Genomic DNA, 17,347 nt, shown 5'->3' with positions numbered 1-17,347 from the left:
TATTTATTTTTCATACACTAATACACCGCCGTCGTAGTAAAATCTCAACCGGTTCTGGTTCGTCAGTTCGTAGCGATTCACTGCTTTTAGGTTCGTGTAATACGTTTGTTCAAATTGCATCGCTTCTGATGGACCCGCCTTTTTGGTACTACCGATTGGAGAAATAGCAATTTGAGATTGATTAGACGCCTGATACGTAAGAACGGAGTTGTACTGATTAACTGCTGATTCCCCCGATAAGTTGAACGTGGGCAAGGGAGACGGTAACTGCGTTGTTTGAGGAATCGGATCAATTACCAACGTTACCTTGTACGCATTTGGCTCCACTAACGTCCAGGTTCCAACCAGATCCTGAACACTGGTAGGTGTAGGCTCCACCGGTTTCTCGCGTTCACAGCCCGAAAAACCGGTTGAAGCGAATAGAGCAGCCATTAGCAGCAATGCTTTCATCAGTTACTTCCTTTTGTTGGGTCCGCAATTTTACCGACAAATAAAACTGTTCCCGTTGTTTTTTCGTGAATAACGAACACAAATGGCCGGTTACAAAGCGTTGGTTCCTGTACAGATACAACTGAAACGCCACCTGTTGTGACAGCAGCAGCTTCCGTACCTTTTTCGTCTACCGCAACAAACGTATTTTGCTTCACAAAGCTAAGGGTTAAACCCCCTTTTGCGTTGATTTTCGTAAAGTCAGCCTGGTTGGTAAACGCCGTTGGCATACCTAGTGTGCTCAACGCATCGTTCAGTTTGATTTCGTACTTCAGGGTAAACTTAGGCAAACCAATATCAATCGACCCCAGGGTCATATCCTTCTGTAGTTGCTCCCATTCAGTGCTACTGAGACTGTTGATCAAGGCATCCGCCGTTGTATTTTCTGCGGGTAGCAACACCGTCATCGCATACTTGTCTGAACCATAGGGCAATTCAAAAGCGGTATAATTCGACCGAAAACCACGCTTCAGCGTCGTGTTGAGTCGCATCATACGTACCGTAGGTGTTCCACCCGATGCCAGTTTGAAAGGCGAATCGATTGTCTTGCCAGGGTCAAACTGGGTTTTCCAGTCGCCCTTGAAATACAGCGCGTTCAGTAAGAACATGACGTTATCGGACTGAATCTGATCGATCACTTTGGTGATTTTGCCATTGGTTTTTTCACTGGCCCAGTTATTGATCTTGCCGACCGTTGCCGGGTCGTCAAAATTCTGTGCCGATACGTCTGCCTTGAAGGTCTGCTTCAGTAAATCCTGAAATGAATTCTCAACCGTGAACGTATTTCGGTACCAGACGGAGTTAGCCAGATTTAGCGTTACCTGCGGATCGACTCCCGGTAAATTCTCCATTAGGTTCCTATACGTCTGGTTTGCTTCGGCCAGTGTTTGAGCATCCAGCTTCAATGTTTTTTGGATTTCCTGAAGTGTTTGACCGTTGGCGCCATTCAGAAGCATCCCTAACATGATATGCAAACTGAGTGGAGAGATAAAGAGATTGTTATTCTGCCCTTCCTGTGTACTCACCCGCTTAGTAAGGTCAAAAGCAAACTGGGTGGTTTGGTTCGCAAAAGGCGCCGATACCCGCAACTCACCAGCCGTACCCGTATTTTGGGTTGAGTCAGGTGCTACATTCGATGTTTTGCAGCTAACCGCGAGTAACAAAACGCTGGCTGTGACTGCCGTTAACGTTGAAAAAAGTGTCGTTTTCATAACACAGAATAATAAGATTAATAAAAAGCACTCCTGTGCGTGTAAAGGTTAAATCATCTTCTTATTCTTTCTTGAGGTATGTAACTATCAACTGATAACAATCGAAAAGGTATTTATATTCTAACAAAAAATAGTTTTTTACTTAGTCGGCATGAGCACCCTAAAAGTGATAATCGACGCCAAAACTCATGCCTGTTGAGGTAGGCTGGCTTTGCACCTGCGACTCGGTCTGTGTGCCCAATCCTAAGGAAGGCTGATACATACCGGCCAGCGAGGCCGACCAGCGACCCGGTGGACGATAACGGAAACGAGCCCCCATAGTAGCCGCCAGAGAAACTGGCCGATAAACGCCGTCTTTAGCTGTAACCACTACGTCGCTGCCTACGGTATTACGGACAAAAATATTGGTTAGCAAACCACCTAATACCGCCAGACTTAGTCGTTTCCGAGGCCGTAGTTGATAACCCAGCTGAACGGGTATCTGCATATATTGGTAGTCATTGGTCAGCATTTGCTGTCCCTGGCTAGTGTAATTACTACTTTGTGATAAGTACGCATTGTTAGTAGAAAGTACATCATAGTTTGCTGGCGCAGCGTCACTCAAGGCCTTGGAACTACTACGTAGCGCGTCCACGTATAAGTTACTCACCGTTGCACTCCGATCCGTGTTTGCCCCGGCAATCAGACCATAGGAAGCCGATTGAGTTGGCGCTTCAACGGTTGAATGACCGACCAAATACCCAACCCCTGACTCGACCGACCAGTGTTCATTGAGCTGAACGCCTGCCCCAGCCTGGTAAGCCATCGAAAAGCTCGCCCGGCTATTAACCGATCCCTGATTCGCGTTGGAAGCTACCGTCTTAAGTGCACTTGGTGGGGAATGTACCGATACCATAGGATTGAACGCGTTAGGCATGGCACTCACTGAAGCCCACATCTCCCGTTTCTTACGCGTTTCTTTCGTAAGCTCTGGCTCTATTGCTAATTCCTCGGCAGGTTGAAACCACACAATTCGCTGGATTGGTCCCTGTGATCGCATCCGCAACGGTTTTCCGGTTAGCTGTTCAATAACCTGTGCCTCGTTCTGGCGTGCCTGCATATCGCCCGAAACAGCAATCTGATCAGTCGTTAACGAATTAACGGCTAAACGATTAACTGCTGACGTGAATCCATCCGTCACGGTTGGCATGGATGGATTATGAAACGTAGCAACCGCCGTTGGCTGCGTACGTAACGGGTTAGGTTTATGATTAGACGATGCCATGATCTGTGCCACACCCACATCGTTTGTCCCGCTAACAGATGGCACTTGTATGGTCATCCGGCTGGCAGACGTAGTGGCTGGACGCTTTACTAGTTTTGACGATTTACTCAGCGATGTTGCTACGTCGGCAGATTGATCAGCTGATTTTGTTGCAGACAATTTTTCCGGCGTAGCGGGTGCCATCGCTACGTTCTCTGTTGAATTGGATGGTTGAATCTGCGCAATGGATGGATTCGCTGTAGGTGTTTTCATAACCCACCAACCGACTATTAGCAACGCCAGAGCAGCTGCCAGACCCGTTCCCCAAAGGATTGGTCGCGAAGAAGCGGGTCCTAAGCCCCAAAGCGGAATAATCTTAGGAGCGTTCGATTCATCCAGCCGATGCTCTATCGTATCCCATACGCGGGCGGGTGGCGTTTCGGCGGCTTCGTCAAAAGCCTTTCGCCAAAAGTCATCCGGTACGTTTTTATCTAATTCATCCATAGGTTTTCGTATTCTTCATAGAGGGTGACCATGCGCAGGGTGGCCATCCGACTGTAGTTTTTGTTGCAGCAGCATCCGTGCACGGGAATACTGCGATTTAGAGGTTCCCTCGGCAATGTCGAGCATCTCGGCAATTTCCGGGTGGTTATAGCCTTCAATAGCATACAGGTTGAACACCGTCCGGCAACCGGGCGGCAATTCCTGAATAAGCTGTAGCAGGTATTTATAATTCAGTGTCGGTAAACTTTCATCGGCCTGTGGCAATATGGGAGCCAGATCCTGAACATCGGCGGTATTATCCCACGGTTTCTCTTTTCTCAGCTGTTTAAGGGCTGTGTTGATCGTTATCCGTTTCAACCAGGCTTCCAGTGGGCACTCGAATCGAAATGAATCAATATTTCGATAAATCTTCACGAACGCATCCTGCAAAACATCTTCGGCTTCATCGGGGTCTTTTATGTATCGTTTACACAAGACAAAGAGCTTTCCGGCAAACCGCTCATAGAGCTGTCGCTGTACAATCCGGTCCTGCCTTCGGCATCCTTCTACTAATGCGTATTCATCCTGCATATCAACGCTGACACTCCAATGACCTCATTTATAAACAAACCGTTGTAAGCCAAAGGAAAAAAAATCATATTCTTTCCAAAAGTATATACCGTATACGATAATTAATGTTAGATGCCTGATAGATACGTACCTTTGATACACCAAACAACATAATTTATACATGAATCGTCGGGATGCATTACGTTGTTCGCTGGGTTTAGGGCTGGCAGCCATTACCCAGTCGACGTATGGTCGGGCTTCTGCTGCTAACGCCCGCTTCAAAATAGGGGCCTGCGACTGGTCAATTGGTCCGGCGGGCGATATCAAGAGCTTTGCCGTTGCAAAACAGATTGGTCTCGATGGTGTGCAGGTTAGTTTAAACACAAAAGCGGATCAGGAACACCTTCGACGCCCAGAAACGCAACAAGCCATTAAAGAAGCGGCCCAACAGGCGGGCGTTTCTATCGGGGGACTGGCCATTGGTTTGTTGAACGAAATTCCCTATAAATCCGATCCCCGAACGGAACAGTGGGTGCAGGATAGTGTCGATGTAGCCTATGCCCTGGGTGTGAAGAACGTACTGCTGGCGTTTTTTTCAAACAACGACTTACGGAATGACCAGAAAGGAACGCAGGCTGTTATCGACCGATTGAAAGCTGTAGCCCCCAAAGCCGAGAAAGCGGGTGTCGTACTGGGTATCGAATCCTGGTTATCAGGTCCTGAACATCTCGCTATTCTGGATGCGGTGGGATCACCGGCTGTAAAGGTTTATTATGACGTCTGTAACTCAACCGATGGTGGCTACGATATTTTTAAGGAAATTCGTGATCTCGGTAAAGATCGAATCTGCGAAGTGCATCTGAAAGAGAACGGTTATCTGCTTGGTAAGGGTAAAGTTGATCTGGTAAAAGTTAGACGAGTCCTGTACGACATTGACTATTCAGGATGGTTACAGATTGAAGGCGCCGTTCCCAAAGATAAGCCGATGCTGGAAAGTTACGTTGAGAACGCCAAGACTGTACGGTCGCTGTTTAGTTAACAATCGTTTTAGAGATCCGGCTTGCAAGTTAATTGGCGCAGCATGTGAGACACGCAACTTGAAACCTGGAATAAGAACCTGGCATACATAATGAAGTCTATTTTTTCTTTGAGTCCTTTGCCCGTCGCTTTGACAACGATTGGCTTTTTATACCTGACTGGCCAACCATTGCAACTTCAGCAAGTGAGTGCTACGTTGCCGAATGCCACTCAGACGTATCAGCAACGTAATGTGGTTAGCAGTGACTCCAGCAAGCTTTACGTGCCCGACGATCTGGAAGCGACGCTCTGGGCCGAATCTCCGATGTTTTACAACCCGACCAACATGGACATCGACGCCAAAGGCCGGATTTGGATTACGGAAGCGGTTAATTATCGCAAATTCAATAATAAAGCCGAAGGGCGTCTTGATCATCCGGAAGGGGAGCGGATCGTGATTCTGGAAGATACGAATGGCGATGGCAAAGCCGACGACAGTAAGGTATTTGTAACAGACCCTGACCTGGTCTCACCGCTGGGAATTGCCGTTATTGGGAATAAAGTGATTGTATCAGCCGCCCCGAACATTGTCGTTTATATCGACGAAAATGGCGATGACAAGCCCGACAAAAAGGAAGTTATGCTATCGGGTTTTGGGGGAACGGATCACGATCACTCCCTGCATTCGGTAGTGGCCGGCCCCGATGGGAAGTACTATTTCAATACGGGTAATGCCGGTCCGCACGTCGTCAGTGACAAAGACGGCTGGACGCTCCGGTCTGGTAGCATGTACGTTGGCGGCACACCCTATAATAAAATCAATCACGGCAACCAGGTCAGCGACGACGGACGCGTGTGGGTAGGAGGACTGGCGCTACGTATCAACGCCGACGGTTCAAACCTGAAAGTGATGGCCCAGAACTTTCGTAACAATTACGAAACGGCGCTTGATTCGTATGGCAACATGTGGCAGAACGACAACGACGATGAGGTCATGGCCTGTCGTACGAGCTGGTTGATGGAAGGGGCAAACGCGGGCTATTTCAGCGCAGATGGTACTCGTAACTGGAAAGGCGATCAGCGTCCGGGCCAGTCGATTCCTACGGCCCACTGGCACCAGGAAGACCCTGGCGTTATGCCTGTTGGCGATCTCACAGGTGCGGGTTCACCTACGGGTATGGTCGTGTATGAAGGCGATGAACTCGGGCTGCCATACCGGGGCATGCTGTTAAGTGCCGAAGCAGGCCGAAACGTAATTTTTGGCTATAAGCCTGAATTGTCGGGGGCAGGCTATCGTATGCCTCGTACCGACTTCATCAGTACGTTCCCGAAAGTCGATGAAAATTACAAGTGGAACGACGTGAATAACGATTCTCGTAAATGGTTTCGGCCGAGTGACGTAACGGTAGGTACTGACGGAGCCATTTACGTGGCCGACTGGTATGACCCAATCGTGGGTGGTCACCAGATGAAGGATCGTCAGGGCTATGGACGCATCTATCGCATTACACCCAAAGGCAAAAATCTTAAGGCACCCAAAATTGATCTACGTAGCACTCAAGGACAAATTGCTGCGCTGCTGAACCCCGCTGTGAACGTCCGGATGTTGGGTTTCGATGCCCTTCAGGAACAAGGTGAAAAGGTTATCGCACCGGTTATGGCGCTTTTAACATCACCAAATCCCTATCATCGGGCCAGGGCAATTTTCCTGCTGGTTCAGTTGGGTGGTGAAGGGCAGTTTGAGGTTGAGCGGCTGCTTAAGTCCGACGATCCAATGACCCGGATTACAGCACTCCGGGCGCTACGTAGCATTACTCCCGAAAACAATAAATCGAATCCAGGACTAACCACGTCTCAGGAAGCATTGCTACCCTTATTAGGTAATTTGTCTCTCGACCGAAATGCGGCCGTTCGGCGCGAGGTGGCGGTTGCGCTCCGGGACATTCCATACGCCGAATGCCGGGTTATGCTGAAGAACTTGGTAAATAGTTATGATGGGAAGGACCGCTGGTACCTGAATGCGCTCAGTGAGGCTGCTGATGGTAAAGAAGAAAATCTTTTTGCTGATCTGACTTTACCCGACGATCCAATTCAATGGGACCAGCGAACGGCTGATTTGATGTGGGAATTTCATCCGGCTGCGGCTGTTGGCCTGTTCAAAAAACGAGCTGAATCGCAAGCGCTCTCAGCTGACGCTCGCCGACAGGCCATTACGTCATTGGCGTTCATTAAAAATCAGTCGGCCGCGAAAGCGATGTTGGATCTGTCGAAGTCATCCGATAAAGACGTAGCCGATCAGGCAAATTATTGGCTGGATTTCCGACGCGGCAACGATTGGGCTAAGTTCCTGAACTGGGATGAGGTGAAGCCGGTAGCTGTATCGTCTGAAGAGCAACGAATGCTCGCTAAGCGGAAAGAGTTGCTGGATGACATCAAAACGGAAGCCGAAAAACGAAAATTGGCCATCGAAATGTCTAAAGACCCTGAAGGGGCAAAAATCCTGATTGGGTTAGCTGCAGAGAAGAAATTGTCAGACGATTTGATCAAGGCCGCCGGGCCGGGTATCCGTACCAACAAAGATCAGACGGTTCGAATGATGGGTAAAGAAGATTTTCCCTGGAAACGGCCGAATTCAACGGCTACTAATACCGAAACGGCTTCTGTTTCTACCACATCAACGCAGCAGCCAAGTAGCGAAAAAATTGCCACGCCCGTAGAGACAGTAGCGAAAGAACCTACAAAAACCCCTCCCGTATCGACCGTTCCGGTGCAGGCTACCAATGTTGAAACGCCCCCGGCTAAACCCGCAATGGCGACTACGAAGCCCGACGCTAATTCGCCTATTAGCCAAATTGCGATGCTGACGGGGGATGAGCGAAACGGTCGAACGCTTTTTAAAACGAATTGTGCTACGTGTCACCGTCACGGCCAGCAAGGCGAAGACATTGGTCCCGACTTAAGTAAGATTCACCAGAAGCTTGATAAGAGTGGGCTTCTGGAGGCTATTGTCTATCCAAACGCCGGTATTGCTTTTGGCTATGAACCGTATATGATCATGACCAAAACGGGTCAGACCTATTATGGTTTTTTGGTGAGCGACGGTGAGCAGTCAGTGGTTATTAAGGGGATCAAAGGCATTCGGCACACAATTCCTGCGGATAAGATTTCATCGCGTCGACAGTATAAAAACAGCCTGATGCCCGATCCAAATGCGCTGGGTCTGAATCAGCAGCAATTAGCTGATCTAGCTGCCTTTTTACTGAAGCAGTAAGTATGGAAACAAACGATTACGGAAACATCTATAGGCATGTGCACAGGTTTTATTGACCAAGTGAAGCAGATCGTTATCTTTTAGTACGTGACCAATGAGAGTTGTTGTATCTTATAAATAATCAATGATATTTTTTTGATGATAATTAACATAGCGCCACTTACATAACAACTTTTAATGCGAGTTCTATTCACCCTACTTGTCTTAACAGCTCAACTAGCTACGGCCCAAAAGTCGACTGGCTTTCACTCTGATTTAGATAGTGTTCAGATTATCACTAGTGATATTGACCACTACTTGAAAGCCTACAAAATGACTCAAAAAGAACCAGCTCAACGAAATCAAATTTACCAACGCGAATACATTGACCAGGCATCAATTGGCTTAAAAGACTATTATCAGCGTCGAATACAATCGGTTGAAGCCTTTGTCAAAAATCAGGATGAGAAACCTAAATTCTATGCAGCCATCGTACCCGCCTTGGAACAGGTTAGCCAGCAAAAACCAGCTATCCGTAAAGGCTTACAAAAGCTCAAAGAGTTGTATCCACAAGCTGCTTTCCCCAATGTTTATTTAGTCGTTGGACGCTGGAATTCAGGTGGAACCGTTTCGGATAACGGTCTCTTACTGAGTGCTGATATGCTCAGTAAATCAGCCGTTGTTCCAACGGACGAATTGGTCGACTGGCAACGATTAGCTTACAAACCAGCTAGCTATTTACCAGACGTGGTGGTTCATGAATTGATTCATACCCTTCAAGCTCGGCCCAGTGGGGAGAGAACGTTGTTGAAAATGGCCATCAGAGAAGGTATGGCTGACTTCTTAACGGAGTTAGCTACTGGTAAGAATCCAAGCGACCACATCTATCAGTGGGCTAAGCCACAAGAGCGAGTTCTCTGGCAGGAGTTCAAACAAGATATGAATGAAGCTGAGCCAAAAGGTTGGCTTCAGGAGTTGCCCAAGCGTTCGGATCGGATTGCGGACTTGGGTTATTACGAGGGCTATGAGATTGTAAAAGCGTACTATGAACAAGCCACGGATAAAAAGCAGGCCATTCAAGATATGTTAACGATGGCCGATTATGGAATGCTATTCACCCAAAGCGGCTATGAGAAAAAGATGGCTATGGCCAGATAAAATGGAATATAGCTAACAAAGCCACCTAATCTCTGTCTGTTTACACTCGCTTTTATTTCATATAGCATCATCACACTTATACAGCAAATGGTGGAATTGAAATTTGGAAGTGCTACCCTAGACGATTTTCATAAGCTTATTCTATTAGTGAATGATTTTGACCAATCACTTTCAATAGAAAAAAAGCAGCCATCTGATCTCAAAAAAGACCAGGCTCGTAATAGGAAGTATTTAAGGAAATATTTGGTGGACTCAGATTCTAACTATGTGCTTTGTAAAAAGGAAGACCAAATTATAGGTTACAGCTTCTTAAGTATCGAGAAAAGTCCGAAAAGCGTGGCTTCCATTAATGAGTTATTTGTCATTCCTAGTGAAAGAGGCAATAAGATTGGACTAGCACTTTTAGAAGAAAGCTTGAAATGGCTTAAAGCTAGAAATTGTCAACAAGTCAAATTAACTGTCAACCGCTACAATATTCCAGCTACTAGACTATATGAAAGGCTAGGTTTTCAATTGAAGCGTGAACATTACGTAGATATGTCATTGAATCTCTGATTATCCTTTCTGAGAATATCCACATAACATAAATTTAGTTATTCAACTGATTTAGGAATAGTGATAACTTGCTATGGATCAGTTTATTGTACTTTATTAAAAGCCGTTGGAATCAAATAGCCAGGCTTCTACCCAGTTGGTACTAGTCCAGTCACGTATCAACCAGTTAAGGTTGCTTCACCGAATAGCCTTGTTTTTTTAATTCCGCAGCAGTAAGATTCAATACGTTCACGTCTAATTTGATGGGTGTCAGAGGAGTATTGGTCGAATCTGTCTTGACCGAGACAATAGCGTCTACTACGTCCATTCCTTTAAAAACCTGCCCGAATACCGTGTATTTGTCGTCAAGCCGGTGCTCGCCTTTTTTGTTTTGAACAATGTAAAACTGGCATCCGGCCGAAAGCATTTGAGGGTTGTTGTCACGTCCTGCGCCTACCGCTCCATACACGTGACGGATGTTCGGTCTGAATTCGGGTTTGAGTAAATAGGGCGAATCCGCGAAACCAGCAGGCGTGTCGGGGCAACCGCCTTGTGCGACAAAGTTGTTAATGACCCGATTAAAAGTAAGTGTATCCCAGTAGTTTTGGTTGGCAAGCTTCATAAAGCTCGCTTTGTGGTTAGGTGTTTCATCGTAAAGCCAAAAGAGGATCTCGCCTTTATCGGTTTTGATCTGACCAATCGGGTACTTTTTCTCTGTTTTGGGTGAAACTGTCAACGAAACTAATAAGGTTAGTAGCAGAATGAAGTTTGGCATATCGATAGCAGTTAACTGGTAGGTATGGCTAAAGATACTGAATGATACGTATTAAACCCTTTGGTATAAACCAGAGTCATAGGAATAAGCGTTGTGGAAAAACACATTCATACGCATCTATCCCAACGATTGTTTTCCCTACCAACTATGCATCCGTTTCTGACTATCTTTCTTATTCTATTTACTCTGGCCGCATCAGCACAAAATAAGCCTCAGCCCGATTACGCCCGGGATTGGAAACGAGCGGACTCACTGGCAGCTAAAGGCTTACCAAAATCGGCACTGGCGATTGCTAACCGGATTTACACCGAGGCCAAAATACAGAAAAACTACCCGCAGGTGGCTAAAGCAGCTATCGCGCGCATGACGTATCGGGCGACTTCGGACGAAGATACGTATAAAGAACTGATACGTTCCCTGCGGACCGATATTGCCGAGACCCCCGAACCGGCTAAGTCAGTCCTGCAATCCGTACTAGGCGACATTTACTGGCAATATTTTCAGCAAAACCGGTATAAGTTCTATAACCGCACTGCGGTGAACACGGCAGCATCGACGTCGTCGGATAGTGGGGCTGATTTCACAACCTGGGATGCGCATCAACTGGTCGACGCCATCACGACGGCTTATCTGGCCTCGGTCCGGTTGAAGGAGACTCTTCAAAAAATACCGGTTGCTACGTACGATGCGCTGTTGGAAAAAGGCGATCCCGACGCACGTCCGCTGCGACCAACCTTGTATGACTTACTGGCGCACCGGGCCATTGCATTCTTTCAGAATACAGAGCCCGATCTGTTAAAGCCCGTTTTTAAATTTGAACTGGACCAGGCCGATTACTTCACTTCGCCCGATGTATTTACCAAACTGACGATCCAGAGCCGCGATTCGCTTTCGGGCCGCTACCAGGCCCTGCGGCTCTACCAGCAGTTGCTCGCCTTTCATCTGCCCGATACTACGCCGGACGCACTGGCTGACGCTGACGTACTACGGTTAGAATTTGTGCACCGGCGTAGCGTGGTTCCGAATCGGGATACGTTGTATCGGCAAGGCCTCGAAACGCAAATTACCCGCTATAAGAATCAGCCAGCCGAAGCGGTATATGCCTACCAATTAGCCGAATTCCTGACCAATTACAACGGCCCGATACGTCCGCTTGATGCGAATGACGAACCGTCAGAAACCGCTAATCCAAAAAAGTGGAACAATAAGCAGGCCGCTGACATTTGCCGGGGCCTGATCAAACGGTTTCCAAAAACCCGTTCGGCGCAGCAGGCGACTCAATTGCTGAACCGATTGCTGTCACAGAATTATTCAATGCAGGTCGAACAGGTTAACCTGCCGCAGCAACCGTTCCGGGTGTTGGTCGGCTATCAGAACGTCGGGAAAATCCATTACCGACTGATCCGGTTAAGGGCCTCAGAAGCCAGAACCATCCGCGACAATTACGGCCTTACGGATGACGACCGGAAAAAACGGTACGCAGCCTGGCTGAAACGCCCCAATGTAGCCGAAAATACCGTTACGTTGCCGGAAGACGGTGATTTGAACCGACATTCCATTGAACTGCCGCTGATGGGTTTACCGGTCGGGCATTACTTGCTGCTGGTAACGACGGATGAGAAATTCGGCGATAAAAACGAGTCGGTTCAGTATACGAGTTTTGCCGTATCGGCGCTAAGCTATCTGACGCCACCAAACCCGACTGTCGCCGATACCCGGGCAGTTCTGGTCGCCAATCGGCAAACGGGCGAACCGCTCAAAAACGCATCCGTATCGCTGGTCAGTATGGCTGATGTATCGTGGCTCAGGAACTACAAGCCGTTGAAAACGGATGTAAACGGCTGGGCGAAGGTACCAACCACCGATATACCTAAGCAAACAGGCTTTTATTACCTGATTACGTCCGGTGCCGATACGTTGATTTCGGAACAGCAATACGATTACCGCAGCCAGAACGATCAGAATACGGACCAGACTCAGACTTACGAACAACTGTTTACCGACCGGGCTATCTACCGGCCTGGTCAGCAGATTTACGTGAAAGGGTTGCTCTACGAAGGGAAAACGAACCAGTTTGCGGTTCGCGCCAATCAGGACGTAACGGTCGATTTTATGGATCAGAACGGCGAACAGATCGCCAGCCAGACGCTGAAAACCAACGAATTTGGTACGTTTAGCACCAGCTTCTCCGCCCCCGTCGGTCGACTGACCGGCACGATGAGTTTGCAAACGCCGTATGGCAGCGCCAGCATTCGGGTCGAAGAGTACAAGCGCCCTACGTTTGAGGTGAAGACGAAGCCGATAAAACAGTCGTTCAAACTGGGTCAGGCGGTTACGTTACTGGCCGATGCCAAAACCTTTTCGGGCGCTGTTGTCGACGGGGCAGAAGTTCGGTACCGGGTGACACGGCAACTCCGCCCGCGCTGGGACTGGTGGTATACGTCCCGGAATGGAGATTCCCGGAATGGAGATTCCCGAATTGGCTTTCCCGGCCGCACGAATCAGACGGAAATAGCGAATGGTATTGCGCAAACGGATGCGCAGGGCAATGTCAGCATTACGTTCACGGCGACTCCTGACCAGGAACAGTCGCGTTCAGACAATCCAATTTTTGATTTTCTGGTAACCATCGATGTAACGGATAAAGCGGGGGAAACGCGCAGCACTACACAAACGCTACGTATCGGATACTCGGCCTTGCAGATTAGTCTGGTCATTCCGCCACAAGTTGAAAACGATAAGTCAGCAACGTTTCCGATACGTATCACCAATCAATCGGGGGAAAAAGTGCGGGCTAAAGGCCAGCTAACCGTTTACCGGCTGCAACCGCCGACGCGTCCCCTGCGTAATCGTTTGTGGGAACGCCCCGACCGTCAGTTGCTCAGCAAAGCCGAATTCGAGAAGTTATTTCCCAACGACGTATTTGCAAACGAGAATGATCCACGTTTCTGGCCAAAAGGAGAGGTAGTACAGCAACAAACGATCACCAGTCCGGGAGATTCGCTGATCAAGCCCGACCTGAGCCGATACACACCCGGCGAATACGTAGCGGAAGTGACCGTGACCGACTCGACCGGCGACCCAACCAAAGAACGGGCATTTTTCGCGGTCGTCAACGATAAACAACCGACCGCTTCGGCCCGACCGGACAACTGGGTGCAGGCCCGAAAAACGACCGCCGAACCAGGCGAAGAGGCAGTGTTCTGGGTTGGAAATAGCCAGCCCGGCGTGGATTCGCCCGGATGGGTGCTAATGACGGTAGAAGAAAATCAGAAAGTTGTTCGGGAAGAGTGGCTAAAAACGGATGGTAAGCCGCGTCGCGTTACGTTGCCCGTTACGGAACAGCAACAGGGTGGCTTTGCGGTGCATTTTGCCATGATTCAGAACGGGCGGCTGTACCAGAAATCGCAGACCGTTACAGTACCTTTTACGAATAAGCAGCTTACCATCGAAACAAAAACGTTCCGGACTAAACTTAAACCGGGTGAGCGCGAAGAATGGACATTAACCATAAATGGCTTAGACAAAATGCCGGCCGAGATGGTAGCCACGCTCTACGATGCTTCGCTGGATGCGTTTGAAAAACTCGATTGGCCGACATCCGTTTATCAGCCTTATTCACCGATTTTCTACGGCTGGCGTTCGGGTGGTTTCAATGTACAGTCTGGCAACGTACTGTTTTATCGGTATCGTCCTGAACAACCTGTTCCAGCGCGTCAGTATGACGAGTTAAGTTGGGGTGGTGTACAGAATAATGTTATTCGCGTTTCGATCACGCGGGAAGGCAAGGTTATTTCCGGCATCGTCAAAGATTCCTACGGATTAGGCGTACCAGGCGTGTCCATCATGATAAAAGGATCATCAACCGGAACATCAACGAATGCCCAGGGGGTGTTCTCTCTAAAAGGCAAATCCGATGTATTGTCGGCCACGCTCGTATTTTCATCTTTCGGCTATCAGACTCAGGAGGTGACGTTAGCGCAGGAGCCATTGTCATTTTCGATGAAACCGGATGCACAGGGATTAAGTGAAGTGGTTGTTACGGGGTATGGGTCGCCAAGGCAAGGTGGTGCGGTGCGGATGCGTGGTAACACTACGCTCAACTATGAAAGCAGATCACCTGGGGCTGCGCGAATGAGTATGGCGAAAACGGCTGCACCAGCCGCAATGGATATGGCCGCAGGGGGTGCTGAGGCTAAACCCGATGAAGAAAAACCGGAACAAGCCGGTCCGAAACCAACTCCGGCTCCTATTGTCAATCCTCGCCGAAATTTCAACGAAACCGCGTTCTTTCTGCCCGATCTGAAAACCGACGCGAAAGGTAACGTAGTGTTGAAATTCACGATGCCCGAAGCGCTCACCCGCTGGCGACTGCTCGCCTTTGCGCATACGAAAGATTTGAAAATCGGTACACTAGAGCGCGAGATCATTACGCAGAAAGAACTGATGATCACGGCTAATGCGCCCCGTTTTCTGCGGGAAGGGGATACGATTCGCGTAACGGCCCACATCAATAACCTGAGCGAAAAAGCCTTACCCGTAACCGCTAGTCTGATGCTACTGGATGCACTAACCGGCGAACCTATCAATCAGAAGCTCAACCATACTACGTTGCAAACATCCGTAAACGTAGCGGCTGGTCAAGGTCAGGCCGTGGGCTGGACGCTGGTGGTTCCAGCAGGGCTCGAAACCGTAGCCTGTCGCCTGACGGCTCAATCGGGCACGTTCACTGATGGCGAAGAATTTACGGTTCCTGTACTGCCGAATCGGATGCTGGTAACGGATTCGCAACCGTTCTGGGTAAATGGCAAGGAGACCAAGGAGTTTAAGCTGAAACCGCTAACGAATCTCAATCCAGAATTGCCTGTCCAGCACGAACGACTAACCGTAGAAGTAACGAGTAATCCAAGCTGGTATGCGCTGCAATCGCTGCCGTATTTAATGGAGTATCGGTATGAGTGTGCTGAGCAACTCTTCAGTCGTTTGTACGCCAATAGCCTGGCCGCTCATATTGTTGGGAGCAAACCCGCCTTCAAACAGGTAATTGCTGAATGGCAAAAAACTCCGCCAAAGAGTCCATTACAGAATAACGAAGAATTAAAAGCGGTTACGCTGGAAAATTCGCCCTGGCTGGCTGATGCCCGCTCGGAGACTGAGCGGCAGGCAAAGTTGGGTCAGTTACTGGATGCGAACCGGATGGAAAGTGAGCAGCTTCAGGCGTTTGAGAAACTGCAACAATTACAGACTGAATCGGGCGGTTTCCGGTGGTTTGGCGGCATGCAACCCGACTTGTCTATGACGCTGCACATTCTGAGCGGATTTGGTCATTTGCAGAAACTGGGTGTACGCTTCCCTGACGCGATGCAGGCGAAGATTAGCGAGATGCAGACCAACGCCATTCGCTACGCCGATGCTGAAATGAAACGCTGGATTGAGGAGCAGAAAAAAATGGACGCTCAGAAGAAGGGAAATGGCATAATCGGTCCGTGGTATTTTTCGGCGACGCAATACCTCTACGCCCGCAGTTTTTACGTCAATCAGCCAATCGGAAACTCGGTTATGGCTTACGTGAAACAGCGCGTAGTCGATGAATGGACGAAGCAAAGTTTACAGGGACAGGCCCTGTCGGCGATGGCGTTGTTCCGGTTTGGCGATGACAAAACGGCTAACGGTATTCTGGCGTCACTCCGTGAACGGTCGCGGAAATCCGAGGAGTTGGGCACATACTGGCCCGATAACCAAAGCGGTCTATACTGGTATCAGGCACCGATCGAAACGCAGGCCTATATCATTGAAGCGTTTGGCGAAATCAAGCCGGTTCAGACAGAAATTGATGACATGAAGCGCTGGTTGCTGCGTCAGAAACAAACCCAGTCGTGGTCATCAACCAAAGCAACGACCGAGGCTATTTATGCGCTGTTACTACGTGGTAGCGATTGGTTAGGTACGGGCGTTACAACGCAGGTAAGTTTGGGTGGGCAACCCATCGAAAGTCGAGTGACAAAAGCGGATGCCATTACGGGGTACGAGAAAGTGACCTACGCAGCCGCTGAAATCAAACCGGAAATGGGGGCCATCAAAATCACAAAAACAGCCGATGGCCCGGCCTGGGGTGCGTTGTACTGGCAACACTTCGAGCCGCTCGACCGGGTTATGCCCGGCAGTGCAGGATTGTCTGTTCAGAAAACGCTTTACATGCAACGCGATTCGCCAAACGGCCCGGTCATTACGTCGGTTTCACCAAAAACGTCCTTAAAACCCGGCGATCTGATTAAAGTACGGCTGGTTCTGAAGACCGACCGGGCAATGGAATACGTTCACCTGAAAGATAGTCGGGCATCAGGTTTTGAACCTGTGGCGGCTTTGTCGGGCTATAAATACCAAAATGGCTTAGGTTATTATGAATCACCACGCGACGCCAGTACTGATTTTTTTATGAGTTACCTACCCGTCGGTACGCATGTGTTTGAGTATGACCTACGCGTAGCGCAAACCGGCGATTTCTCAGCGGGTGTCGCTACAGTACAATGCTTTTATGCTCCTGAGTTCTCCGCACACTCCGCCGGAGAACGGGTGAAAGTGAAGCCGTAAAGACTGTAGTACCGACCGTCCCGGTC

Annotated in this window: 10 protein-coding genes; 5 read left to right on the top strand and 5 right to left on the bottom strand. The window is 48.9% G+C overall.

Annotated elements, in window-relative coordinates; genetic code table 11:
• Positions 1-3 precede the first annotated feature (3 nt).
• The 4 genes from IC230_RS04710 to IC230_RS04695 form a co-directional block, all read right to left on the bottom strand.
• Positions 4-450, bottom strand: a complete 447-nt coding sequence (locus IC230_RS04710) for an META domain-containing protein (RefSeq protein WP_191037793.1) — start codon at positions 448-450, stop codon at positions 4-6.
• On the bottom strand, positions 450-1,700 hold the full coding sequence (locus IC230_RS04705) for a serpin family protein (RefSeq protein WP_191037792.1): 1,251 nt from the start codon (positions 1,698-1,700) through the stop codon (positions 450-452). The genes IC230_RS04710 and IC230_RS04705 overlap by 1 nt, the downstream gene beginning before the upstream one ends.
• 160 nt (positions 1,701-1,860) lie before the next feature.
• Positions 1,861-3,447 (bottom strand): hypothetical protein, encoded by a 1,587-nt coding sequence (locus IC230_RS04700; RefSeq protein WP_191037791.1) that lies wholly within the window; start codon positions 3,445-3,447, stop codon positions 1,861-1,863.
• Positions 3,448-3,462: 15 nt separating this feature from the next.
• Positions 3,463-4,017: an RNA polymerase sigma factor gene (locus tag IC230_RS04695; RefSeq protein WP_191037790.1), complete on the bottom strand. Its 555-nt coding sequence runs from the start codon at positions 4,015-4,017 to the stop codon at positions 3,463-3,465.
• A 160-nt stretch (positions 4,018-4,177) separates the two neighbouring features.
• Here IC230_RS04695 and IC230_RS04690 point away from each other — a divergent pair, with 160 nt between their 5' ends.
• From IC230_RS04690 to IC230_RS04675, 4 genes are all read left to right on the top strand, one after another.
• Positions 4,178-5,035: a sugar phosphate isomerase/epimerase family protein gene (locus IC230_RS04690; RefSeq protein ID WP_191037789.1), complete on the top strand. Its 858-nt coding sequence runs from the start codon at positions 4,178-4,180 to the stop codon at positions 5,033-5,035.
• A gap of 90 nt (positions 5,036-5,125) precedes the next feature.
• Positions 5,126-8,284 carry a PVC-type heme-binding CxxCH protein gene (locus IC230_RS04685; RefSeq protein WP_191037788.1) on the top strand — a complete coding sequence of 1,053 codons (3,159 nt, stop codon included), beginning with the start codon at positions 5,126-5,128 and terminating at the stop codon, positions 8,282-8,284.
• 177 nt (positions 8,285-8,461) lie between these two features.
• On the top strand, positions 8,462-9,421 hold the full coding sequence (locus IC230_RS04680; protein WP_191037787.1) for a gliding motility protein GldB-related protein: 960 nt from the start codon (positions 8,462-8,464) through the stop codon (positions 9,419-9,421).
• Positions 9,422-9,508: 87 nt separating this feature from the next.
• Positions 9,509-9,976 carry a GNAT family N-acetyltransferase gene (locus IC230_RS04675; RefSeq protein WP_191037786.1) on the top strand — a complete coding sequence of 156 codons (468 nt, stop codon included), beginning with the start codon at positions 9,509-9,511 and terminating at the stop codon, positions 9,974-9,976.
• 166 nt (positions 9,977-10,142) lie between these two features.
• Here the strand turns inward: IC230_RS04675 and IC230_RS04670 are convergent, their stop codons facing one another.
• Complete coding sequence (locus IC230_RS04670) at positions 10,143-10,730, bottom strand: peptidylprolyl isomerase (protein WP_191037785.1); 588 nt, start codon at positions 10,728-10,730, stop codon at positions 10,143-10,145.
• Between the two features lie 147 nt (positions 10,731-10,877).
• Between IC230_RS04670 and IC230_RS04665 the strand changes: the two genes are divergently transcribed.
• Entirely contained in the window at positions 10,878-17,321 is a 6,444-nt protein-coding gene (locus tag IC230_RS04665) for an alpha-2-macroglobulin family protein (protein ID WP_191037784.1), read from the top strand.
• Positions 17,322-17,347 lie beyond the last annotated feature (26 nt).

Origin of the sequence: Spirosoma validum, from assembly GCF_014699035.1 — a bacterium.
Classification (GTDB): Bacteria; Bacteroidota; Bacteroidia; order Cytophagales; family Spirosomataceae; genus Spirosoma; species Spirosoma validum.
This window is presented reverse-complemented; position numbering and strand designations above follow the sequence as displayed.

What these genes read in the sequence shown, in the direction of transcription:
- IC230_RS04710 (WP_191037793.1), bottom strand. Translation starts at nt 450, where the DNA reads ATGAAAGCATTGCTGCTAATGGCTGCTCTATTCGCTTCAACCGGTTTT.
- IC230_RS04680 (WP_191037787.1), top strand. Translation starts at nt 8,462, where the DNA reads ATGCGAGTTCTATTCACCCTACTTGTCTTAACAGCTCAACTAGCTACG.
- IC230_RS04700 (WP_191037791.1), bottom strand. Translation starts at nt 3,447, where the DNA reads ATGGATGAATTAGATAAAAACGTACCGGATGACTTTTGGCGAAAGGCT.
- IC230_RS04695 (WP_191037790.1), bottom strand. Translation starts at nt 4,017, where the DNA reads ATGCAGGATGAATACGCATTAGTAGAAGGATGCCGAAGGCAGGACCGG.
- IC230_RS04690 (WP_191037789.1), top strand. Translation starts at nt 4,178, where the DNA reads ATGAATCGTCGGGATGCATTACGTTGTTCGCTGGGTTTAGGGCTGGCA.
- IC230_RS04675 (WP_191037786.1), top strand. Translation starts at nt 9,509, where the DNA reads ATGGTGGAATTGAAATTTGGAAGTGCTACCCTAGACGATTTTCATAAG.
- IC230_RS04705 (WP_191037792.1), bottom strand. Translation starts at nt 1,700, where the DNA reads ATGAAAACGACACTTTTTTCAACGTTAACGGCAGTCACAGCCAGCGTT.
- IC230_RS04665 (WP_191037784.1), top strand. Translation starts at nt 10,878, where the DNA reads ATGCATCCGTTTCTGACTATCTTTCTTATTCTATTTACTCTGGCCGCA.
- IC230_RS04670 (WP_191037785.1), bottom strand. Translation starts at nt 10,730, where the DNA reads ATGCCAAACTTCATTCTGCTACTAACCTTATTAGTTTCGTTGACAGTT.
- IC230_RS04685 (WP_191037788.1), top strand. Translation starts at nt 5,126, where the DNA reads ATGAAGTCTATTTTTTCTTTGAGTCCTTTGCCCGTCGCTTTGACAACG.